The 23,681-nt window shown below is 42.7% G+C and carries 23 protein-coding genes; 11 read left to right on the top strand and 12 right to left on the bottom strand.

Annotation, left to right across the window (positions count from 1 at the left end):
* Positions 1-3: 3 nt before the first annotated feature.
* From HUJ21_RS16825 to HUJ21_RS16785, 9 genes are all read right to left on the bottom strand, one after another.
* Positions 4-717, bottom strand: a complete 714-nt coding sequence (locus HUJ21_RS16825; protein ID WP_291371807.1) for a lycopene cyclase domain-containing protein — start codon at positions 715-717, stop codon at positions 4-6.
* Entirely contained in the window at positions 718-1,563 is an 846-nt protein-coding gene (locus tag HUJ21_RS16820) for a phytoene/squalene synthase family protein (protein WP_291371806.1), read from the bottom strand.
* Between the two features lie 25 nt (positions 1,564-1,588).
* Positions 1,589-3,073: a phytoene desaturase family protein gene (gene crtI, locus HUJ21_RS16815; RefSeq protein ID WP_291371805.1), complete on the bottom strand. Its 1,485-nt coding sequence runs from the start codon at positions 3,071-3,073 to the stop codon at positions 1,589-1,591.
* Between the two features lie 3 nt (positions 3,074-3,076).
* The gene (locus HUJ21_RS16810) at positions 3,077-3,589 is read right to left on the bottom strand and encodes an RNA polymerase sigma factor (RefSeq protein WP_166146151.1); all 513 of its coding nucleotides are present in this window, start codon (positions 3,587-3,589) and stop codon (positions 3,077-3,079) included.
* A gap of 218 nt (positions 3,590-3,807) precedes the next feature.
* Positions 3,808-4,881 (bottom strand): membrane dipeptidase, encoded by a 1,074-nt coding sequence (locus HUJ21_RS16805; protein WP_291371804.1) that lies wholly within the window; start codon positions 4,879-4,881, stop codon positions 3,808-3,810.
* Positions 4,882-4,909: 28 nt separating this feature from the next.
* Positions 4,910-6,022: a D-TA family PLP-dependent enzyme gene (locus HUJ21_RS16800; protein ID WP_291371803.1), complete on the bottom strand. Its 1,113-nt coding sequence runs from the start codon at positions 6,020-6,022 to the stop codon at positions 4,910-4,912.
* A gap of 5 nt (positions 6,023-6,027) precedes the next feature.
* A complete protein-coding gene (locus HUJ21_RS16795; RefSeq protein WP_166146142.1) occupies positions 6,028-6,492 on the bottom strand; it encodes a RidA family protein in 465 nt (154 codons plus the stop codon).
* A 21-nt stretch (positions 6,493-6,513) separates the two neighbouring features.
* Positions 6,514-7,836 (bottom strand): gluconate:H+ symporter, encoded by a 1,323-nt coding sequence (locus tag HUJ21_RS16790; protein ID WP_291371841.1) that lies wholly within the window; start codon positions 7,834-7,836, stop codon positions 6,514-6,516.
* Between the two features lie 80 nt (positions 7,837-7,916).
* Positions 7,917-10,262, bottom strand: coding sequence for a T9SS type A sorting domain-containing protein (locus HUJ21_RS16785; protein WP_291371802.1), 2,346 nt, complete (start codon positions 10,260-10,262; stop codon positions 7,917-7,919).
* Positions 10,263-10,515: 253 nt separating this feature from the next.
* Between HUJ21_RS16785 and HUJ21_RS16780 the strand changes: the two genes are divergently transcribed.
* From HUJ21_RS16780 to HUJ21_RS16765, 4 genes are read left to right on the top strand one after another with little or no spacing between them, the layout of a single operon-like run.
* Positions 10,516-11,694, top strand: a complete 1,179-nt coding sequence (locus tag HUJ21_RS16780; RefSeq protein ID WP_291371840.1) for a DUF4105 domain-containing protein — start codon at positions 10,516-10,518, stop codon at positions 11,692-11,694.
* Positions 11,695-11,749: 55 nt separating this feature from the next.
* Entirely contained in the window at positions 11,750-13,789 is a 2,040-nt protein-coding gene (uvrB, locus tag HUJ21_RS16775; protein WP_291371801.1) for an excinuclease ABC subunit UvrB, read from the top strand.
* Positions 13,786-14,226, top strand: coding sequence for a hypothetical protein (locus HUJ21_RS16770; RefSeq protein ID WP_291371800.1), 441 nt, complete (start codon positions 13,786-13,788; stop codon positions 14,224-14,226). The genes uvrB and HUJ21_RS16770 overlap by 4 nt, the downstream gene beginning before the upstream one ends.
* Positions 14,227-14,232: 6 nt before the next feature.
* The gene (locus tag HUJ21_RS16765) at positions 14,233-14,868 is read left to right on the top strand and encodes an ATP-binding protein (protein WP_291371799.1); all 636 of its coding nucleotides are present in this window, start codon (positions 14,233-14,235) and stop codon (positions 14,866-14,868) included.
* Here HUJ21_RS16765 and HUJ21_RS16760 read toward each other — a convergent pair.
* Positions 14,858-15,364 carry a regulatory protein RecX gene (locus tag HUJ21_RS16760; protein WP_291371798.1) on the bottom strand — a complete coding sequence of 169 codons (507 nt, stop codon included), beginning with the start codon at positions 15,362-15,364 and terminating at the stop codon, positions 14,858-14,860. The two genes, HUJ21_RS16765 and HUJ21_RS16760, sit on opposite strands and share 11 nt — an antisense overlap.
* A 73-nt stretch (positions 15,365-15,437) precedes the next feature.
* Here HUJ21_RS16760 and tpiA point away from each other — a divergent pair, with 73 nt between their 5' ends.
* Both tpiA and prmA read left to right on the top strand, forming a co-directional pair.
* Positions 15,438-16,199: a triose-phosphate isomerase gene (tpiA, locus tag HUJ21_RS16755; RefSeq protein ID WP_291371797.1), complete on the top strand. Its 762-nt coding sequence runs from the start codon at positions 15,438-15,440 to the stop codon at positions 16,197-16,199.
* 77 nt (positions 16,200-16,276) lie between these two features.
* Positions 16,277-17,113, top strand: coding sequence for a 50S ribosomal protein L11 methyltransferase (gene prmA / locus HUJ21_RS16750; protein WP_291371796.1), 837 nt, complete (start codon positions 16,277-16,279; stop codon positions 17,111-17,113).
* 10 nt (positions 17,114-17,123) lie between these two features.
* Here the strand turns inward: prmA and HUJ21_RS16745 are convergent, their stop codons facing one another.
* Positions 17,124-18,506 (bottom strand): DUF4270 family protein, encoded by a 1,383-nt coding sequence (locus HUJ21_RS16745; RefSeq protein WP_291371795.1) that lies wholly within the window; start codon positions 18,504-18,506, stop codon positions 17,124-17,126.
* The gene (locus HUJ21_RS16740; protein ID WP_166146112.1) at positions 18,466-19,278 is read right to left on the bottom strand and encodes a glycogen/starch synthase; all 813 of its coding nucleotides are present in this window, start codon (positions 19,276-19,278) and stop codon (positions 18,466-18,468) included. The genes HUJ21_RS16745 and HUJ21_RS16740 overlap by 41 nt, the downstream gene beginning before the upstream one ends.
* A gap of 128 nt (positions 19,279-19,406) precedes the next feature.
* On the opposite strand from HUJ21_RS16740, the gene panC reads away from it, so the two are divergent.
* The 5 genes from panC (at position 19,407) to HUJ21_RS16715 (ending at position 23,579) form a co-directional block, all read left to right on the top strand.
* Entirely contained in the window at positions 19,407-20,255 is an 849-nt protein-coding gene (panC, locus tag HUJ21_RS16735) for a pantoate--beta-alanine ligase (protein WP_291371794.1), read from the top strand.
* Positions 20,256-20,271: 16 nt separating this feature from the next.
* Positions 20,272-20,619 carry an aspartate 1-decarboxylase gene (gene panD / locus HUJ21_RS16730; RefSeq protein ID WP_166146106.1) on the top strand — a complete coding sequence of 116 codons (348 nt, stop codon included), beginning with the start codon at positions 20,272-20,274 and terminating at the stop codon, positions 20,617-20,619.
* Positions 20,616-21,611, top strand: coding sequence for a lysylphosphatidylglycerol synthase transmembrane domain-containing protein (locus tag HUJ21_RS16725; RefSeq protein ID WP_291371793.1), 996 nt, complete (start codon positions 20,616-20,618; stop codon positions 21,609-21,611). The genes panD and HUJ21_RS16725 overlap by 4 nt, the downstream gene beginning before the upstream one ends.
* A gap of 39 nt (positions 21,612-21,650) precedes the next feature.
* On the top strand, positions 21,651-22,343 hold the full coding sequence (locus HUJ21_RS16720; RefSeq protein ID WP_291371792.1) for a zinc metallopeptidase: 693 nt from the start codon (positions 21,651-21,653) through the stop codon (positions 22,341-22,343).
* Positions 22,344-22,439: 96 nt separating this feature from the next.
* Positions 22,440-23,579, top strand: a complete 1,140-nt coding sequence (locus HUJ21_RS16715) for an acyl-CoA dehydrogenase (RefSeq protein WP_291371791.1) — start codon at positions 22,440-22,442, stop codon at positions 23,577-23,579.
* Positions 23,580-23,681: the final 102 nt, after the last annotated feature.

The following is a 23,681-nucleotide window of genomic DNA, read 5'->3' as shown; positions in this document are numbered from 1 at the left end:
AAACTATAAACCAGGCTTTCGATCAAATGTTTTCCGATTGAGTAACTTTTCATAAATACTGATATTCAATAGCAACATACCCAATAAATAAACACTATCCTCTATAGGGACAGTTCCTAGCCTGATGCCTAAATTCTCTTCATTATTATAGCCTACAATCGGTTCATCCAACCAGGATCCGGTAAGTACTCCATTAACCAGCATGAATGGAATCAATGTGATCAGATATCCAAACAGAAATCTCCCCAGCAGCTTATCCTTAAAGATAAGAAAATGAATCAACAGAATCAGAGATGAGAAAATAAAATTAAAGGCAGTGTACAATTTATCCCAGGATATCAATCCCAGAATAAGCAGTGCCGGTACGAGTATGTAAACCATGGGCTTTCCCAATGGTTGCAACCAGTCTTTGGGAAAGAAATAAATCAATACTTCGTAAATGAAAATACAGGCGAATGGGACTATAAAGAAAAAAGAAATCTCTTCAACAGGTAAATCGAAAAGATAAACGCCTAAAATATAACGTTCATTGAACCACCAAACCCCCTGCACTGTAAACCAGTGGTCCCAAATAATATAAACCAATGCGGTAAAGAGGGTAGCAGGCCACAGAGCGGGCCATTTCTTATAATATTTGATTCTGTGTTCGAAGGATTGACTCAGCGGATACAAAATGGTGAAAACCATTAATCCCAAATAGTAATATTCCTCTTTCATTTATCCTAACCCTGTTTTGTAACCCAAATAGGTACCTGCAAGAAGCATCATCTTCCTGGAATTTGGAATTCTAATGCGCTTTTGAGTGATGATTTCGGGTGAAAGATTTTTAATTTTCTGAAATAACTTCCGGTAATACAGGTAAGCGATTTTGACTCCAAACATGGCTCCTTTGGGCAATTGCCGTATACCTATCAGTGCCTCTTCAAAATCCTGCTCAATATCCGCTTCGATCTCGGATTTTATGGTCTGGTCGAATGTCCTGAAATCCACACCAGGAAAATAAACCCTGCCCCTGTCTTCATAATCGCTTTTCAAGTCTCTTAAGAAATTAACTTTTTGAAAAGCAGAACCCAATTTGCAGGCTGCATGCTTTAGTCTATCGTATTCCTTTTCATCTCCTTCACAAAAAACTTTTAGACACATCAAGCCCACCACTTCTGCGCTGCCGTAAATATACTCCTTGTACCTGGAGTCGTTATACGTAGTAAAGTCTAGATCCATCTCCATACTTTTCAAAAATGCGGCAATCAACGGACGTTCAATGTGGTATCGATTGACGATCAGCTGAAAGGCATGGAGTACGGGATTCAAACTTATTCCTTCTTCTATGGCTTTGTAGGTGTCTTGGGTAAAAGCTTTCAGTAATCCCTGCTTGTCTTTGTCATGAAATGTATCAACAATTTCATCTGCATAGCGCACAAAACCATAAATGGCATAAATAGGCATGTGAAACTTTTGATGCAAGGTCCTTATTCCCAGGGTAAAGGAAGTACTATACCTTTGGGTTATTATTTTGCTACATTCCAGCGCAGTGTCATCAAAAAGTTTTTGTTGATCAATCATAACATGCTCAATTTATGGAAATTATTTAGATTTTTTTTATGGACTTCATGACTTCATTGGCTACTACCTCCCCTGATATCAAGGAGGGGGGTACACCAGGGCCAGGGACAGTCAGCTGCCCTGTGTAAAATAAATTTTTAAGCTTTTTATTTTTTAAAGAGGGCTTTAAAATTGCCGTCTGCATGAGGGTGTTGGCCAAACCATAGGCATTCCCTTTAAATGCATGGTAGTCTTTCTTAAAATCGCTATGCGCATAAGATTTTTTGTAGACAATATGGTCTCTGACAGACTGCTCAGTGAGTTTTTCCAACCTGTCCATTACCTTGTCAAAATAGTGCTCTCTTATCGAGGCTTCATCTTCCAGTCCGGGTGCCAGAGGGATCAGGATAAAAAGGTTTTCCATTCCTTCAGGAGCAACTGCAGGATCTGTCTGAGAGGGTGCTGAAACGTAAAACAAAGGTTTTTCCGGCCATTTGGGATTTCTGTAGATGGCATCGGCGTGAGGCCCCAAAGGTTCATCAAAGAAGAGATTATGGTGACGAAGATTTTTCAACTTTTTATTGATACCCAGATAAAAAAGCAATGATGAGGGAGCCAAAGTTTGTTTGTCCCAATAATCATCGGAGTAATTACTGTATTTAGGTGGCAACAGTCTTTTATCGACATGTTGGTAGTCTGCGCCGGCAATTAAAAAATCAAAGTTAATGATCTCACCATTGGATAATACAAGATGCTTTGCTTCTCTCTCACTGCCAACAATCTGACTTACTTCTGCATTGGTGCGTATTTGAACTCCCTTTTCCTCGGCTAAGGACACCATTCCTTCAATAATTTTATGCATGCCACCCATTGGATACCAGGTTCCTAAAGCTATGTCCGCATAATTCATGAGGCTGTATAAAGCCGGAATCCTTTGAGCTGTTTCTCCAAGGAACAACACCGGAAACTCCATTAACCTGATGATTTTATCATGGGAAAAATATTTTCTGATATGCCTGGACATGGATTGGAAAATATCCATTTTGAAAAGATCCTTTAACAAAGAGAAATCTGCAAATTCCATCAATGAAAGACTGGGGCGATGCACCAAATCATGGATTCCCTTCTGGTATTTATAAGCTGCCTGATTTAAAAAATCATCCAGCCGCTTACCAGATCCCGGCTCCAGGCCTTCAAACAATTTTTTCAATTCATCAAGATTGGCCGGAATATCCATGAAGTCGTCTTTACCAAAAATCACGGCATAAGAGGGGTCTAGCCTTATAAGGTCATAATAGTCGCTGGTCTTTTTGCCAAATTTATTGAAATACCTGTCAAATACATCCGGCATCCAATACCAACTAGGCCCCATATCAAAAGTAAAACCCTCGGCCTCGAACATTCTCGCCCTTCCACCAAGGGTGTTGTTTTTTTCCAATAACAGTACTTCCTGGCCTTCAACTGCCAGGTGAGTGGCTGTAGATAATCCGGCAAAACCCGAACCAATAACTACAACTTTGCGATGTATCATTTTTTAATTTTTGGTAATGTACACCTGAAGTTCGTCTTTTAATAGTTTGCGTGCAATATGAATTCTGTTTTTTACCGTTCCTATCGGAATATCCAATTTCTCAGCAATCTCATGATATTTGAAACCCTTATAATGCATCATAAATGGTGTTTTATACACGCTATCCAGATTATCTATGGCTCTTGTGATGTCTTTCATGGCAAATTCACCAAACGCATCATTTTCAATGACCACTGATCCCGAATTGATAAAGTGTAAGTTATCGGAAGTATCCACAAAAGTACCCCTACGCACCATTCTTTGATAATTGGTAATAAAAGTATTTTTCATAATGGTATACAACCATGCTTTAAGATTGGTGCCTTCGGCAAACTTGTCTTTGTTTGTAAAAGCCTTGACCATGGTATCCTGTAAAAGATCATTGGCATCATCCATGTCTCTGGTTAATTTCAAGGCAAAAGGCTTTAAAGTTTTACTTAACTTATTTAAGGAGTAGCTAAATTCAAGTGTCGTCATGGTTTTTGTTTTTTGTTTAATCAAAGCTAATATTTGTTAAACAATAAAACAAACATTTTGTGTAGTTTTTTTAATTTTTTATTAAACAATAAAACCCTACACTTTATGGTAACAACCAAAAAACCCCTTTTAAGATATTTAAAAGGGGTTTTTTGGTTGTTGCGACTTTCTCTCTATTTATACTTTTTGTTTAATTTTAATTCTATTTCGTTAACAAACTATACTGACCAGGCCTTTCTTAGGAACCTTAGCCAGTTACCATGCATCACCAAACGAATATCTTCTTCGCCATAGCCCCGTTTTTCCAGCATTCCCGGAATGCGGCTTATATCCGCAATGGTTTCCAGATCGTAGGGACTTTGCTCCCTGCCATAGGCTCCATCCAGGTCGGTACCAATGCCAATATGCCTGGCATTACCGGCAATTTGACAAATATGGTCCATATGGTCGATTACCTTTTCCAGATCACAATTCATTTCTCTGGGCATGGATACACCTTTTATCCAATTGGGTACCATCATCCACGCATCCAAAGCACCTCCAATTACCGCACCCCTATTGATCAATTCCTTCAATTGCTCATCACTAAATTGCCTGTTATGATTAACCAGGGCCCTGCAATTATTGTGACTCGCCCAAACGGGCCCGTTAAAATGATCCAAGGCTTCCCAAAAACTTTCATCACACAAATGGGTAGCATCTAATATTATATTCAAGCGTTCCATTTCCTTTAGCAAGTCCCTTCCTTTAGGCCCGAGAGGCCCGGAGGCATCTGTACCCTGGGCATACCTCCCGGGACCATAATGCGCAGGTCCCAGGGCTCTCAAACCTTTTTCATAGGATTTTTCCAGGTAGCTCAAATTGATGATGGAATCTGCCCCTTCTAAAGATAGCATATAACCAATGGGCCTTTTTTCCTGAGACTCCCCATTTTGCCAAAGGCTGATGTGAGCCTCCAGGCTTTCCCTATCCCTGATCTGAATCATCTCCCCCTTTTCTTGCATGGCTTCATACCAGGCCAATTGCCCCTGCGTCTGGGCCCATGCCTGCTCCGGACTATGCCATCCTGGTAAAGGATTGCCGGGAGCCACATACCTGGCAATTTGGGTAGCCACCACCATCCCAATGCTTGCCTCCCTCAAAGCAGGCAATGAAACCGTGGCATTTCCCCTGTCAGGTTTATCTGTTAATCCTTCCTCTCTGGCATTGATTTCCTTTACCGAAAGCGTCAAATCCCTGTTCCACTCCAGCGCATTCATACTGAGGTCAAGGTGGGCATCTATTGTAAACATGAATCGTTTCTTTACTTGATTGAAAACATTAAATTGAAATTTTCCGGTCCCGGGAAATGGTCTTCCACCTGCCCACTTCATCACCATCCCGGATAACCACAGCTTCCTGATGCAAGGCAACAGTAGGACAGATGTGATAAGGAACACCATAAAATACATCCCCAATCTGATAATCATGCTCCGGAGAAGTCTGTAAAACAAGGTGCTCCTCACTTTGGCTCACCGCTGTCAGGTCATTGGCATTGATAAATCGGATCCTTTTATCCAGCGGGTTTTCAGAAGCGATGGCCTTATGCCCAAGATCCACGCAGATCAGGTTTTCAGCAGGAAAAGAAACCACTCTGCTGATTAGCAGTGCCGCAAACAAAAATTCCTGTTCCGGAAGGGTTGCTGCATAGCCATCGTCCCAGTAAATGAAGGTTCCCGGACCACAGGTCACCCTTTCTCTTTTCGCATGAATAGGAAAAGTAGTGGTACCCCCTGCAATGATTTCCAATGAAAGACCATGATCTTCCTCCAAACGCTTCCGCATGGCGGATATGGGTTCAAAACCTGCATCGCATTCCTTTTTTCGAATATCGAATACGGGATTTCTCAAATGCCCGTCATAAAGGTGAAATCCTGTAATGCGCAAACCTTTCAGGAGCCTAATGGCCTTAAAAAGTATTTCCGCCTTTTCACCCGGACTTACCCCGGTTCGGTTAGTTCCCGCATTCAGGTCAATGTAAACCGACACTTCCAGCCCCTTTTCCCGGGCTTTTAAATCGATTGCCTTAGCTGCCTGTTCATTGTCTGTCAAACAATGGAATTGTATATCCGGATGACTTTTTACCAGATTTAAAAACCTGTCAATTTTTGGTCCTACTGGCTGATAGGCCAATAGTATATCCCGGGCACCTGCCAGGGTTAACATCTCAATTTCCGCTATTGTAGCTCCTTTGAAGGCTTTTATTCCAGCCTCCATCATCATCCGGCAGGCTTCTATGGATTTATTTGTTTTCACATGTGGTCTCAAGCGATCCGGAGAACCTGCCACATCAATGGCTCTTTGTATATTCTCCCGTGCCCTGTCCTGATATACCAAAAGGGCCGGACTATCAATGTTTTCAGGATGATTGAGTGCGTACCATTTTTCGCTCATGGGATTTATTGATTTAATTCAAAGGTAGCTTCAATTTCAACCGCAATATTTCCTGGCAAGGAACCAAAACCCACAGCACTCCTGGATCCAATGCCATTTTCCTCTCCCCAGATATCCCTGAAAAGTTCCGAGCAGCCATTGATAACATAGGGATGCTCCTCAAAATCCAAGCTACTGTTGACCATTCCCAATACCTTGATTACCCGCTTTACTTTATTGATACTACCCAGCTGGGCCTGCAGGGTAGACAGCATGGTCAGTGCCACCTGTCTGGCGGCGTCCTTACCCTGATCCTTATCCAGATCTATTCCTACCTTTCCTTTGATAAGGCTACCATCTTCACGAACAGGTCCGTGTCCTGAAAGGTAGAGTAAATTACCAGTAATGATTACAGGCCGGTAAACGCCCCCGGGAGGCGGAGCAGGGGGTAAAACCAATCCCATTTCTTTTAACTTTCCTTCTGCTGACATATCTAAAATTTTTTATGAAAATTATGAAACAAACAAATCCATTATCAAAACTCCTGCTAATCCCAGCATGGAAACAATTGTTTCCAACAAAGTCCAGGATAAAAAAGTCTGCTTGATACTCAAATTAAAATATTCCTTGACCAACCAAAAACCTCCATCATTAACATGGGAGAATATCAGGCTTCCACTTCCAATAGCCAATACCATTAACTCAGGATCGGACTGCCCTGAAGTAACCAGAGGGGCGATTATGCCGGCAGCTGTCAATGCCGCCACAGTGGCCGATCCAACAGATACCCGGATAACCGCAGCAATCAACCAACCCAGCAATAAAGGATTTACGGGTAAAACTTCCAGGGAAGTTCCTATCTGACTGCTTACCCCGCTATCCACCAAAATTTCCTTATACGCCCCGGCTCCGGCAATGATCAACAGGATCAATGCGATATCCTTCACTGCTCCAGAATATCCCTCCATGATTTTGGTGATCTTAACTCCCTTTATTATCCCCAGGCTAAAAGTGGCCCAGATTAGGGAAACCAACATCACTACATTCGGATTACCAATAAATACCATAAAATCGAAACCCCAGCTTTCTTCGGCAACGTTTAATTTAACCAGGGATAAAGTAATGAGCAAAAATACGGGAAGCAAAGCCGTGAAAAGACTGTTTAACAAACCCGGCAGTTCTTCAACCGGCTTGGGTTTGGCACTAAAAACCTCCAGAGGCTTCACCTTCATGGTTTGAAAATAAGGCCATTTTCCCAAAAGCGGGCCCGCTAAAATCACTATGGGTATGGCCAGGATAAAACCATAAATCAGTGTGGTTCCCATATCTGCGTTAAACTGTGCCACCAAAGCAACCGGTCCCGGATGAGGTGGTAATAAACCATGGGTTACAGAAAGAGCCGCCAACATGGGAATACCTATTGCCATGGCCGGAATTTTATATTGGTAGGAGACGGAGAAAACAAGAGGTACGAGTAATACAAAACCCACATTGAAAAATAAGGGTATACCAACAATAAAAGCGGTTAAAGCTATGGCCCAGTGTACCCTCCGCTCCCCAAATTGTTTCATGAGAAAAAGGGCTATCCTTTGGGCAGCCCCGCTGTCAGCCACAATTTTACCCAACATGGCACCCAGGGTAATGACGATTACCAGGGCCCCCATCAGGTCCCCTATGCCGTCTTGAATGGAAGTGGCTATGGTTTCCATGGGAATTCCCAAAAATAATCCGGCTATGATGGAAGTAATCAAAAAGGCGATAAAAGGCTCCACCTTAATCCAAACGATCATCAAAACCAGCAATAGAATACTGAGGGCGACAAATATAATAGTCATCATGAATTCAAAATGAATCCAAAAATTACAGCATATTCTGCTAAATGCCTATTCGGTACTGAAAAACCTGGGAATTAATTTTATTGGTTGTTCTTTTGCCATTTAAGGGTATATGCTTTGCCTGAGCCCTCCAGTTGAATCAGGTAGGTTCCGGAAGGGAGCAATTTCAAATGTTTTTCTAAAATAAGCGGATTAAAATTTTGTTGAAAATCAAGGCTTTGGTGATTGACTCCTTTCATGTTCCATATCTTCAAACTGGTAATGTCCCCTGAATTCCAATTGCCAAAATTAATTTGTACAGAACCTGAGTAATAGGGGTTAGGATATATTTTAGGATTTTGTCCGGAATAAAAGGGGTTGGAAACCCTGAGCACCGGGCTATAACTGACTTCAGCCTGGCCTTCTTTTGCCAACACCTGATAGTACCAATATGGCTGATGTTTGGGAAAAGAAAGGTCTTCGAATGTGATTGTAATTCCGTATCGGCTTTCCTGAATATCACCGATAGGGAAAAATTCAGGTTTTTCCCCATTGGTTCTTGAGATGGTGTAATCAATCAAACTTTCAGATGTACTCTTCCAGGTAAGCCTTACCCTGTCTCCTAACAAAGTGGCCTCAAAATCCAACCATTCGACCGGCAATACGCTTAATTCGCTAATGCTTCCAATAGTAAGAAAACTACTTTGAGTCTCATCAAAGTCAAAAACCCTGCCGGCCCATAGCATGCCACCTTTAAGTGAGGCGGGCACGTGGTTTCCAATGGCTTGCTCACCTGCCCCCACTATCCGAAGGTGATTGATATCCTGTACCGCCAGATCCTCGGCAAGTATCCAGGCACTTAGCTGATCGGTATCAGCGCCGATCCCATTAAGCTGAAAAAAGCTGTTTAAATGATACACAACCACTTCCCCACCATCAGAGAATTCAGGATCGTAAGTCACCCCGGGAGCTTCCGTAAAACTGATTTCCATAGTCTGTCCGGGGGTGGATAAATTACCTTCCAGCAACAAATGTCTTGGCGCATCAAAAACCGTATCAAAAATGGGGAAAGTAGCATTTGTGGCATCCAAAAACAAGGGCAGGTTTCCATAATGCAATTGTCCCAGGTTGAGCCAATTTCCTCCTGAGTAGCTGTAACTTCCTGTAGCCCCAAAATCAAGGGTCAAATCCTGGTCATGAAAATTTACCGTTCCAGCCACCTGGCTGAAGGAATCAAAAATGGTTAACCTATGTCTTACATTCACTGTACCCGATGCTTTATCCAAATACAATCCGGACAATTCCAATCCTGGCACTTTCAATTCCTGATCCATGCTTCCCGTCAGTTGCAGTTCGGTGTCTAGCCCATTGACCTGCCCACCGAAAAGATATTCCATATCCCCCTGAACTGAAAGCTCCTCCGGAAGATTTTTGGTAGCCAGTCCCTCGAAATAAAGGTTTTGGTACGGGAAATCTGATTGGGAGTCGGCCATGGAGGCTTGTAAAAACTCCTGTGAGGCCCCGTCAGCTTTATAATAAACATCACCATCCAATACCACATTGACCGCATCGATGACGGGTTCCTCTCCCAACATCACAAGGCTAGCCCCCTCCTCCAGGATAAAAGAGCTTGCGGGTTTGGTATCTGACCTTCTAATCAATTGGTTAAACTCACGGGTAGCTTCTGAAATAAGCGTTGCCCCTGCTGCAATTCGAAATTCCCCAAAATCTCCTGTCCCAAATACATCGTCGGTTGTGAAAGAAAAGGTGGATGAGGCAGGAGTTCCTTCGGTATTAACAGTTTGTCTTACTGTACCATTCTGTATCAAAAAACTGCTTGCTTTAAACACTGCGTTTACAACGAGTTCCTGACCCGGATTTGGATCAAATACCACAGCATACCTGCTAGCCAGGTTTTGCCCGCTCCAGGAATTCCTATCCACAACAATTCTTGAATCGCCTTTGAAAACAATCCTGCCCTCCTCAGGATAAATCCAATCGTCTCCCAACCAGGCACTACCATATAATATGAAGTCATTTTCATCCCTATCAAAACTATGGAGACTCCCGTAAATGTCCAGATCGAAATTTTGAAGATTCAATTTTTTCCCAGCGTCAGCTGCACCAAATAAATAAAGGTTATTGACTTCTTCATTTCCCGTCAATCTGATTTCATTTTTTTTGATTATGAAAACATCGTGATCCCTATTGGGTGAAATGGCAGCAGCCACCCAGCCCGTGCCATCATAAACCAGCCAGCTGCCAGGATCATCCCAGTCACCAACACCACCTTCAGGCAGATTGGATTTATAGCTCAGTGTTGATAAGGGAATCTGCGCTTCTGCCGAAAGCACTAATACCAACAACAAGCCAAACACCGCAACCGCCCTGGCCAATAAAAGCCAGTGAAGGTCTTTGAGGGAATTTTTTTTATAAAAAATATCCATAATAAAAATGAATAGATGATAAAAATAATTATTCCCCAAATAAATTCAAAGTATGTAATTCGTATATTTTTATGTAAAATTCATTTTTTTTGTTTCAAACCAATATTTTCACGTAAAAGTTACCAAACAGGATTTACTTAAACCCTTATCGGAAAACGGAATTAAACCAGTAAATTTGGCCTGTCGAAATGGTTTTACCTGATATACACCTATGCAACTTGCTTTTTCTCCCATTACCTCCTTAAAAACCTGTATGATGAGCATGGGGCTTTTTTTGCTCCTGGTAGCTGCGATACCCTCCCAGGCACAGCAATATAAAATCAGCCTGCTCACCTGTGATCCAGGAGATGAACTGTATTCTACCTTTGGACACAGTGCCATCCGAATACGGGAACTGGATTCAGGACAAGATCTGGTTTTCAATTATGGCACATTTGATTTCAATACACCCTTTTTCTATGTCAAGTTTGTCCGCAGGACCCTGGATTACCAATTGTCACTTACCACCACAGAGCAATTCCTTTATGAATACAATTATTTCAAACGAAACGTCAGGGAACAGGAACTGAACCTCTCCAATAACCAGGCTAAAGCAATAGTTGCATTTTTGCAGGAAAATTACAGACCTGAAAACCGAAAGTACCGGTATGACTTTTTCTTTGACAACTGTTCGACCAGAATCAGGGAAATGATGGAAACCGTCCTGGGTTCCTCCCTTAAGTGGAACCTGAGCGCGGAAGGGCCTGAAAAAAGTTTTCGAAATCTCATAGATGAATATGTTTACCCCCTTCCCTGGTCAGATCTGGGAATTGATCTTGCCTTGGGGGCTGTAATCGACCGGAAGGCCGATGAAACAGAGAAAATGTTTCTGCCGGATTATCTGGAGGCTGCCTTTGAAAGTGCCAGCATCATCGGGGATGGCCCGGAAAGGCCCCTGGTCAGCCAAAACAACACCGTTTACGAATTTCCGGATGATGGCTCACAAAACTGGAGTGTTTTCAACCCCTATATGGTTTTTTGGGCGTTGGCCATCGCCACAGTATTGCTCACCTTTCTGGGCTTTAAAAGGAAAAGGCTTTATTTGGGTTTTGATATTGGCCTGTTTACGGTTTTGGGCTTGTTGGGGCTACTGTTGGTTTTTCTTTGGTTTTTCACAGAGCATTCTCAGACTAAAAATAACTGGAATATTTTCTGGGCCTTTCCCCTGCACCTTTATCTGGCCCTAAAATTAGCCCTCAATTCCCAACAGGCCTTGGTAAGAAAACTGTTGCTGGGGGCCATGATCCTTGCTGATCTTGCTTTGGTTATCTGGATTTTAAATTTCCAATCCTTTCATCCCAGTATTCTTCCCCTACTGCTCATCATTATTATACGCACCAATTTCTTGTATTATAACCTCAACATATTCAATCGTTTGGGTAAAAGTACCTGATTCCGAAAACTATTTCCTGCCTTATGGGCGTTGTATCTAAGTAAATTAAAATTATATGGATTTTAATATCATTTCGGATTATGAACCTACAGGAGACCAACCTACCGCCATCAAAAATCTGGTATCGGGGGTAAATTCCGGGGAGCCGGCGCAGGTACTACTGGGTGTAACAGGTTCCGGCAAAACGTTTACCATTGCCAATGTAATCCAGGAGGTACAGAAGCCTACATTGGTCCTGAGCCACAACAAAACATTGGCTGCCCAGCTTTACGGGGAATTCAAACAATTTTTCCCGGAAAATGCAGTGGAGTATTTTATCAGCTATTACGACTACTATCAGCCGGAAGCCTTTATTCCTACCAGTGGAACCTACATTGAAAAAGATTTATCCATTAATGAAGAAATAGAAAAGTTGCGCCTTTCCGCCACTTCCGCACTACTTTCAGGCAGAAGGGACGTGATTGTGGTGGCTTCGGTTTCCTGCATTTACGGTATAGGAAACCCGGAGGAATTTGGTAAAAATGTCATCAAAATCCAGGAAGGTGACAGGATTCCCAGAAACCAGCTTTTATTCAAACTGGTGGAAGTACTATACAGCCGGGCTACAGGTGATTTTACCCGGGGCACCTTCAGGGTTAAAGGCGACACCGTGGATATATTTGTGGCCTATGGGGATTTTGCCTACCGGCTTTTTTTCTGGGGAGATGAAATAGAAGCCATTCAGCGAGTAGATCCTGCAAGTGGCAAAAAAATTTCAGATGAGAAAATTATCACCATTTTTCCTGCCAATTTATTCGTTACAGGCAGGGACGTGATCGATACCGCTATTCATGAAATTCAGGATGACCTTGTTTCACAACTTAGTTTTTTTGAAAAAGACATGAAATTGATGGAAGCAAAAAGGCTGAAAGAACGGACTGAATTTGATCTCGAAATGATTCGTGAGTTGGGGTATTGCTCCGGTGTGGAGAATTACTCCAGGTACTTTGACCGCAGGCAACCCGGCACCAGACCCTTTTGTCTTTTGGATTATTTCCCGGATGATTTCCTGCTGGTCATTGATGAAAGTCATGTCACCCTGCCCCAGGTAAGGGCCATGTGGGGTGGAGACAGGTCAAGGAAAATGAACCTGGTGGATTATGGTTTTAGGTTACCTTCAGCTTTGGATAACCGGCCTTTGAAATTTGATGAGTTTGAGTCACTGACTAATCAGGTCATTTATGTCAGTGCAACCCCTGCAGACTATGAGCTAACCAAATCCGAAGGGGTGGTGGTGGAACAGATCATCCGGCCCACCGGACTACTGGACCCGGTGATCGAAGTCAGGCCCAGTGGGAATCAAATAGATGACCTTTTGGAGGAAATTGACCAAACCATTAAAAATGGCTTCAGGGTATTGGTCACCACTCTTACCAAGCGAATGGCTGAGGAATTGGACAAATACCTGGCCAAGGTAGGGGTCAAATCCAGGTACATTCACTCAGAAGTAAAACCACTTGACCGGGTGGAAATTTTGCGGGAGCTGAGATTGGGCATTTTTGATGTACTCGTGGGCGTGAATTTGCTGCGGGAGGGTTTGGATCTTCCCGAGGTAGCCCTGGTAGCTATCCTTGATGCGGATAAGGAAGGTTTCCTCAGGAACGAAAGAAGTTTGGTGCAGACCATAGGGCGTGCCGCCCGAAACGAAAATGGCAAAGTGGTCATGTATGCCGATAAAACCACCGAAAGCATGCAGCTGGCCATCGATGAAACCAATCGGCGAAGAGCCCGGCAAAAAGAATACAACGAAGCACATGGCATTACCCCAAAAACGGTCATTAAATCCCACGACCGGATCATGGGGCAGACCAAGGTGGCCGACAGCAAAAGAAACGCTAAAATATATGTGGAAAATAACCCTGAAGAAGTGGATGTAGCGGCAGATCCCATCATTCAGTACCTAAGCAAGGATAAATTGGAGAAGCTGATCAAACAAACCCAAAAGAGAATGGAGGCTGCCGCCAAAGAATTGAATTTTATGGAGGCTGCCCGGCTCAGGGACGAATGGATGGGGCTTAAAAAAAGATTGGAAACGTTAAACGGGGGCACCTCATGAAAAAAAAACTGATTCCCACTCTTTGTTTATTGCTGTTACTTGGCGGAATCACAATTGGGCATGCCCAGCAGGCTGCCGGCAGTTTTTTAATCAGTGGGGGAATGGATCTTATCAGGTCTGATGTCAGGGGAATATTCCAAAAGGCTCAAATTGGTGCCGAAATCAATTATTTTCACCTGCACCACTTGTCCTTTTCGGGCGGATATGAATACAATACAGAAGGACCCAACCAAATTACAGGTGGTCTGAGGTTTTATCCGTTGGAGGCGGCATTCATTCGTGCCCGGGCCCTGGTGGGCAACAACGCTGACTTAGGCTTGGGAGCCGGATATACCTACAATTTTACTTACCGGATGCGGTTGGAAGGAATGGCAGATTATTATGTACAAAACCAGACACTTGGGGCGAGAATAACGCTGGCGGTTTTAATAAGATGAAAGGCAATGACAATTCAGGAAATTGGGAAAATAGCCAGAAAAGGAGAAGGTCTGCATGTGGAATTCAAAAAAAAAGCAGCCCACCCTGAAAAAATTGTTAAGGAAATCGTGGCCATGGCCAATACGGATGGTGGACACCTGCTCATTGGAGTGGATGATGATGGCACTGTAAGTGGTCAGCGCTATATTGAAGAAGAGGTTTATGCCATGGACAAGGCCATTCAGGACTTGATCCTACCTTCCATACAAATAAAAAAACATGTCGTCCACCTCAACCCGAAAAAGGGGGTTGCGGTTTATGAAATTCAAAAAAGTAAGTCAGGTCCGCATTTCATATGGGATGATAAGCGAAAGAAGGCGTATATCAGGGTAGCCGATAAAAGCATACAAGCCAGCAGGGAAATGTGGGAAATTATGAAGCGAAAACAAAGACAAGAGGATATTATCTTCAAATACGGCAAAAAAGAAGAATTGCTGATGAAAGAACTGGCCGTCCGATCGCACATTACCTTGAAAGAATACATGTCCATGGCGAAAATCCCCATTTATATCGCCTCCAGGACACTGGTCAAATTGGTATTGGCCAATGTCATAGATGTCATTCCGCAGGAATCGGAAGACCGGTTTATCCCTAAGCAATAGCCAGCCTGTCCACCACTTCCTTAATCAGGTCCGGTTCGAAGCCCCTGAACAACAAAAAACGGGATACCTTGGCTTTCTTTTTATACAAGTCGGACTCTTTGGTCAATTTCCACTTTCTTTCCGCAAGGAAATTTAACGTTTCCTCATATTCCCTTTCATCCAATGCCTCAAGAGCTTCCAGGATCATTTCATTGGGTATTTGCCGCATTTTCAATTCCTGACGTATCCTTACCTTTCCCCATTTCTTTAACCCAAACCTTCCTTTGACAAAACTATCCACAAATCTTTTTTCGTTTAGAAAATCCTGTTCCACCAAACGGAAAATCAACTTCTCAACCTCCTCTGCATGCAAACCCCAATCTTCCAATTTACCCCTAACTTCAAAAAGACTACGCTCCTGGTAGGCACAAAACGAAGCTATTTTTTTTAGGGCAGTGGAATAACCCAGCTTCTTTTTTGTACCTGGATCCGAATTTTCTTTTTCTGGAACTGACATTTTACGTAATTTTAACCTTTGGTAAATGAACGGGATAATCCTGACCAAATATATAAATCTTAACTAATATATCATGCGAAAAAAAATTGTTGCCGGAAACTGGAAAATGAATTGTGTTCAGGAAGAGGGGCAAAAGCTTACTTCTGAGATTGTAAATATGATCAGGGATGAGCCCTCAATGGATGTAACTGTTGTTTTGAATCCTCCATTTGTTCATCTTCATGGGGTCAATAAATTGATATCGGGTGTTAAAAATATACATTTGGGGGGGCAAAATTGTTCCGATAAAGCCTCCGGAGCTTTTACCGGTGAAATCTCAGCCGAAATGCTGGCTTCATTTGGAGCAGGTTATGTTATCATCGGTCATAGTGAAAGACGGGAGTATTTTCAGGAAACCAATGCTTTGCTGACTGAAAAAACCAAACAGGCACTTGCCAATAAGCTGGTCCCCATTTTCTGTTGCGGTGAACCTTTAGAAATAAGGGAAGCCAATACCCATGAGGCCTATGTGAAAAATCAGCTTACCGAAAGTTTATTTGGCTTCTCCGAGGATGAAATCAAAAACATTGTCATAGCCTATGAACCCATTTGGGCCATTGGAACCGGAAAAACTGCTTCGGCAGAACAGGCACAGGAGATGCATGCTGCTATTCGCAAACACCTGGCAAGTAAATACGGAGAATCTGTAGCCAATGAAATTTCCATCCTTTATGGGGGAAGTTGTAAACCAGACAATGCCAAAGAGATCTTCTCCAAGCCAGATGTAGACGGCGGATTGATAGGCGGAGCATCACTGAAGTCAAGGGATTTTGTAGACATTGTCAAATCATTCTAAAACAGGTGCCATAATTATGCCCGGACTAAATTGGTCCGGGCATAATTGTATTGAAACCGAATCAAAAAACCATTCACATGGAATACCTGGAATTCAAAATTACCTGCAAGGAAGCCTACAGAGAAATTCTAATGGCAGAAATGGCCGGAATTGGTTTTGATTCATTTTTGGAAACAGAAGAAGGATTTGATGCCTATATTCTCCCTGGGGACCTGGATAAAAACGAGTGGAAAGAGCTGCTTGCCCAGTACACAGGCCCGGCAGGCATTCAGATCTGTGAAGGGATATTGCCAAAGGTCAATTGGAATGAAGCATGGGAAAAGCACTATGACCCAATAACGGTGATGGACAAAGTTTATGTGAGAGCTACTTTCCATCCATCCAAAGCATCGGCCTTTGCCCATGAGATCATCATCAATCCAAAAATGTCTTTCGGAACGGGACACCATGCCACTACCTACCTGATGTTGACCTGGCAATTGTCCCTTGACCACCAAAATAAAAAGGTGATGGATGCTGGCTCAGGCACGGGTATTCTGGCCATTATGGCCAAAAAACTTGGTGCAGAAACAATTACTGCATTTGACATTGACGACTGGAGTGTGGCCAACGGCAATGAAAATTTTGAAATCAACGGCTTGCAAAACATCAGCATGCAAAAGGGAAATGTCCGAACCGTAAATAAAGAAAGGTATTATGACCTGGTACTTGCCAATATCAATAAAAATGTATTATTGGATGAAATGGACACTTACGCCCAGGTCCTGGACAAAGAGGGATACCTGGTATTAAGCGGTTTTTATGAAGCTGATATTGCCGATATCAGAAAGGAAGCCGAAAAATGCGGGCTGCTTTACAAAGACAAAAAAAGCAACAACCAATGGGCTGCTTTACTATTCAGCAAAACCCATTGATTCCCACTTGTTACCTGATTTTGGTATAGTATACTTTTAATTTGATATTGTTTTTATCGACTACAAACTCCCTGAGTGATCTTTTAAATGCATCAGAGTTTACCGGCGCCCTTTCCGTACTTGGGGTATTGGGATATAGGAACAAGTCTGTTCTGACCAATCCGGAGCGGTACAAGGCATTCACGTAAGAGGTGATTTGGTTGGCATAAACCCTGTTTTCAGTATTAAATGCCAAACCTGTCTGGTTATTCGTTGTGGGCACGACGTTTCCTTGCTGATCCAACCCGGTATGATTGCCACCTTCGGCCTGTACAGCTACTTCCGATCCATCAAAGCGACGGTAGATTTTATTGTCTGCTGTAGCAAAATACATCACCAATGCGTTGTAAGGTGCCTTAAATTCCGGGTAGGTTTCTATTGGACCTACCTCCAGCATGATCTGATTAAAGGTAATATTCTCCAGGGTATCCAGAAAGTCATGTAGTGGACTCATGCCTAATTTCACCATTAATCCCAGACCGGCTTTTACACCTAGCCGATCCCCGGTCACTTCATATGCTTCTCCTCTTTCAGAGACAGCATCAATTCCTGATCCCTGCCTTTCACTGATCACCCCTGTAAAATGCCGGGACTGAATGGTATTGATGGGATAGGCCGTGGACACGGTATCTCCATCATAATGATAATAAAGTGTCATACCTGTACCACTACCCGTTGCCAATGAAAGCGAGGTGTTCTGTTCTGGCTCTCCGGTGATCACGATGCCCGGGAAATAATCCCGGAAGGCAAAAATATTGTCAAATACCGGATCATCTGATTTAAGCTTATTGAAAAAATCAGCAGAAAGTTCCGGATTAACCTGCATTCTTAAAAGGTTGGCTGTATCTGGTTCCAATAAAAAGGAGCCCGATGCTATGTTGGCCTCTTCTTCAAATTCCAACTGGCTAAAATTATAATAGGCGGTATCCAGAATAGGTTCGGTCAGCCGGTGAACACTGAAAGTTTTTTCCTCGTCAAAATCCTCTCCTATAAGGTCTACCACATTCATGGTAAAAATCGCCGAGTCGAAAATCGCCTCTTCCTCGGGAGGTATCCCGTTTGGATTGAAGGAGAGCCTGCTGTAACCAATGGATCGGGTAGTCCCAAACAGATCGCTTTGGTCTCCACCTACCACCATCCTTCCCTGGCTGGTGGTATTGAAAGAATCTGCCAGCACCAAATAAGAAGAAAGGGGTATTTCTTCGTAGAAAACCCCTATCTGATTAGAGTCCGGATCCAGTACCAAACCTATCTCTGAAGGATCGGAACAGGCACCGGTGAATAAAATGACGGATAATAATATCCCGAAAATCTTAGCCTGCCAGGTCGGTGTAGATGTTGTAATAACTTTCAAAAAGCTGACCTTCTTCTTCACTATTAATTTCAAACTGTTTGTCTTTAGATGTTTCTTTAATCATGGTAGTAAGGCTTTCAGAAATATCCTCACCCTTGACGACTACATCTGCATACTCCATCCCAAGTTTAAGGAAGCCCTCATAATCTTTGGATTTTAATGGAGCAAGCAGTTTATCATCAATATCTACCATTTTGATTTTTTCAAATAAATCGTCCCCAAATTTATGACTAAATCCGTTATTATAAATGGCAAACACAGATTTTGTTTCCTTAAAAAGCGGTTCATTCTTGTAGGTTGTTTTTAGATACAACGGAATCAGGCTGGTCATCCAGTCATTGCAGTGCACTACATCCGGTGCCCAACCCAATTTTTTTACGGTTTCCAATACACCTTTGCAAAAGAATATCGCCCTTTCGTCATTGTCTTCGTAAAACTTATCCTGCTTGTCAAAGAAAACGCTCTTCCTTTGAAAATAGTCTTCATTATCTATGAAATAAACCTGAAGCTTCGCATTGGGGATAGAGGCCACCTTGATGATCAGGGGTTTTTCTTCCTCTCCCACTGAAATATTGATTCCGGAAAGCCTTACTACCTCATGCAACCTGTTCTTTCTTTCATTGATCAAACCGAATCTTGGTACCAGGATACGGATTTCCATTCCCTTTTCCTGCATGGCCTGAGGCAGTGCCCTTACAAAATTGGCAACCTCTGAGGTTTGAAGAAATGGATTGATTTCACTTGCTACGTAAAGGATACGAAGTTTAGACATATCTAGTGTGTTTTGTTAAGGGATATAACGGGACTACAAAATTACAAAAAAAATAAGGAATTCCCATTGTTTTTAATCAAAATAATATACTTTTGCACCTATTTTGCTACACCATCTCAAGGAAGCCTTTGGAAAAATTTGAAACCATACCCGCTGTAAGGCAACAAATTAAGCATTTGAAGAGCCAGGGCAAGTCTATTGGATTGGTACCCACTATGGGAGCCCTGCACAGAGGGCATATTGAGTTGATCCGAAGTTCCAGAAAGGTTTCAGACATTACTGTGGTTTCAATCTTTGTCAACCCCATTCAGTTCAATAACCCGGAAGACCTGTTAAAATATCCGCGTACTTTATCTGCTGATCTGGAAATTCTTTCCAGCGAAGGTACTGACCTGGTGTTTGTTCCCAACGAAAAAGAATTGTACCCGGAAGCCATTACCACTGAATTTGATTTTGGGCCCATGGAGCAAGTTATGGAGGGAAGGTTCAGACCCGGGCATTTTAACGGGGTGGCAATTGTAGTGGCCAAGCTATTTCACATACTTCAACCAGATGTTGCCTTTTTTGGCCAAAAAGACCTGCAGCAGGTATCCATTATTCGCAGGCTTACAAAAGACTTGTCTATAGATACCAGCATTGAAATGATCCCCACCGTCCGCGAGGAGGATGGATTGGCCTTATCCTCCAGAAACCTGAGGCTCTCTGAAAACGGCCGTTCCCTGGCACCTAAACTTTACCAGGCACTTCAAAAGTGTAAGACTGAACTTTTAAATGGAGGAGATTGGTTTAGCATACGAAAGAAAGTTATTGAAGAAGAGCTTTTGCCTGCAGCCATACAACCGGAATACCTGGAGTTGGTGGAGTTAAAAAGGTTCTCTTTGACGTACAAGCCGGTAAACGGAACGCCCTTTGCTATATGTATTGCCGCCAACATAGAAAATATCCGCCTGATAGACAATCTTGTTATAGGCGAATAGCTCAACATAAATTGCCATGCACATCCAACTCTTAAAATCAAAGATACATCGGGTAAAAATCACCCAGGCAGAACTTCATTATGTGGGAAGTATTACCATAGACGAAGACCTTATGGATGCTGCCAATATCATTCCCAATGAAAAAGTACAGGTTGTCAATATCAATAATGGCGAAAGATTGGAAACCTATGTCATTAAAGGGGAAAGAGGTAGCGGACAAGTCTGCCTGAACGGACCCGCTGCCAGAAAAGCCCAGGTGGGGGATGTTGTGATCATTATCTCCTATGCATCCATGGATTTTGAAGAAGCCAAAGGCTACAATCCCATCGTCATATTTCCGGACGATCAAAATCAATTGATTTGAGCAAAAATATAAAACAGGGAATTCAGGTAACCGTGTCCCTGCTTATTGCGGTATTCATCTTTTATTATTTGTACCGGGACATTGATAAGGATACCATCCTGAGCTCTCTTAGAAACACAGATTTGCTTTTGTTGACTTCCTCGGTATTGGTAGGCATTCTGGGTTACTGGTTGCGTGCATGGAGGTGGAAAATCCTTATTGAAACCGGTGAAAAAATCCCTGTCAGCACAAGCAATGTTTTTTGGGCTTTAATGTTTGGTTACCTCATGAACTTGCTAATCCCCAGAGCAGGAGAATTGGCCAGGTGTGGAGCAATAAACAAGACCTACCCTATCAAAATAGGAAAATTGTTTGGCACCGTCGTTTTGGAGAGAAGCATAGACATGGTCTTCATGTTCTTGATGATTGCCCTGGCTTTCTTACTTCAAGGAGGTATATTTCTGGAAATTTTCGGCTTGCTGGTTTCTGTTCCCGCATTGACAGCCTTCATGAACAATTATTTCTCCATAGGCCTGGTTATTCTGGCAGGGGGAGTGGGACTTGTTTACTTTACGTTCCGCAGGTACAGGCAGTCCGGATGGGTAGGGAAGGTAAGACAGTTTTTACGACAATTTGTCAGTGGTCTGGAAACGGTCTTTCAAATGAAAAAACAGTTCGGATTTTGGGCCGTCTCTGTATTGATCTGGATAATATATTTTTTCATGATGTATTGGATCGCACTAGCAATTCCCTCAACAAGCTCTTTATCAGCATCTTCGGTTTTGATGGTATTGGTAATGGGGAGTATAGGAATGGTGGCCCCGGTACAGGGTGGTATAGGAACTTTCCACGCCATGGTGGCATTTATACTCTTGTTTTATGGCATATCTGAAGAGCAGGGCAAGATATTTGCAATGATCGTTCATGCCTCACAAATGCTGACCATAATGGCTTTGGGAGGGCTAAGTTTGCTTCTTTTAGCGAGTAAAAAAGAAAGCAACCTTCAGCATTGATGGTTCGTTTATGTAGCAAAAAATAATTATAAAAAGAAAATGGGAATCATATTAATTGTAGTTGTATTTGGGATCATTGGTTATGTGGTGAGCAATAAGCTCAAGAATAAATTCAGGAAATATTCTCAGACCGCCTTAAAGGCCAATCTTTCCGGAAAAGAAATCGCAGAATTGATGTTGGCAGATCATGGTATCCATAATGTAAAGGTAAACTGCGTCGAAGGCCAGTTGTCTGACCATTACAATCCGATGAACAAAACGGTAAATCTTAGTCCTGATGTCTACTATGGCCGAAATGCTGCGGCAACAGCCGTATCAGCTCATGAGTGCGGACATGCGGTACAACACGCCCGATCTTACACCTGGCTTCAATTGAGGTCTACCCTGGTGCCAATTCAAAACGTCAGTGGTAAAATTCTGAATTTTGTACTGATTGCCTCTTTGTTTGGAGGGATTGCTTTGTTGGGGCTACCTTATGAGGCAGTGGGAGTAGTCATCGTAGGAGCCTACAGTATGCTGACCCTTTTTAGTCTGGTAACATTACCCGTTGAATTTGATGCCAGTAAACGAGCTCTCGCCTGGGTGCAGGAACGTAATATTGTCACCCCTGAGGAATATGGTATGTCAAAAGATGCATTGAAATGGGCCGCGATGACCTATGTGGTGGCAGCAATTGCTTCCATGGCCACTTTGGCGTATTATTTCTTTATTTTCTTTGGTGGCAGAGAATAACCCAATTCGAAACTATATGAATTAAAGGGGCATAAATTGCCCCTTTTTTATTTTTTAGCGTATATTATCCAGGTTTTGACTTTTAACTGACCAGACATGGATTTCGAATATACCCAAGAGCAACTGGCTGTCCGGGAAGCTGCCAGAGATTTTGCCACTACCCAATTGTTACCTCGTGTCATTGAAAGAGACATTGCAGCAACCTTCCCGAAGGAGCTTATTCTCCAAATGGGGGAAATGGGTTTCTTGGGCATGATGAGCAGTCCGGAATACGGAGGAGGGGGCATGGATACCATTTCTTATGTTTTGGCCATGGAGGAAATTTCCAAAATCGATGCCTCTGCTGCTGTCATCATGTCTGTCAACAATTCCCTGGTTTGCTGGGGCTTGGAAAAATATGGCAATGACCAGCAAAAGCAACAGTATTTAAAGCCGCTGGCCTCCGGAAAATCATTGGGGGCTTTTGCATTATCAGAACCAGAAGCCGGATCAGATGCCACCTCTCAGAAGACCACTGCCACTGACATGGGAGACCATTATTTGCTCAATGGTACCAAAAATTGGATAACCAACGGGAATACCGCAGACATTTACCTGGTAATTGCCCAAACGGACAGTACAAAAGGCCATCATGGTATTTCTGTTTTTATTGTAGAGAAAGGCTGGCCTGGCTTTGAAATTGGCAAAAAAGAGGATAAAATGGGTATCCGGGCATCAGACACTCATTCACTGATGTTCTCGGATGTAAAAATACCCAAAGAAAACCGGATAGGGGACCTGGGTTTTGGGTTTAAATTTGCCATGGAGACCCTGAACGGAGGTAGGATCGGCATAGCGGCTCAAGCATTGGGACTGGCTTCAGGAGCCTTTGAAAGGTCATTGCAATACGCCAGGGAAAGATACACCTTTGGAAAACCCATCTCAGAACATCAGGCCATCCAGTTCAAACTGGCTGATATGGATATGGAAATTGAAATAGCAAGACTGATTTGCATGAAAGCTGCAAAAACCAAAGATATGGGTAAAGATTATTCCAAACTCAGTGCCATGGCCAAACTGTATGCCTCAAAAGTTGCCATGGAAACCACAACAGAGGCGGTACAAATCCATGGAGGTTATGGATATGTAAGGGAATACCATGTAGAACGCATGATGCGTGATGCCAAAATCACCCAGATTTATGAAGGCACTTCAGAGATTCAAAAAATAGTTATATCCCGGAGTATTTTAAGATAATTGCATAAGCTATGGATTTTTAAAAAAATATATTAATTTTCATATCGAAATTTAGTTTATTCTAATTTTTTATCTATAATTGTCCTAACAAATCAAAAAAAT

It is taken from the genome of Cyclobacterium sp. (genome assembly GCF_014762705.1).
Taxonomy (GTDB): domain Bacteria; phylum Bacteroidota; class Bacteroidia; order Cytophagales; family Cyclobacteriaceae; genus Cyclobacterium.
The sequence above is the reverse complement of the archived record's forward strand: the minus strand, read 5'-3'. Positions and strand labels throughout refer to the sequence as shown.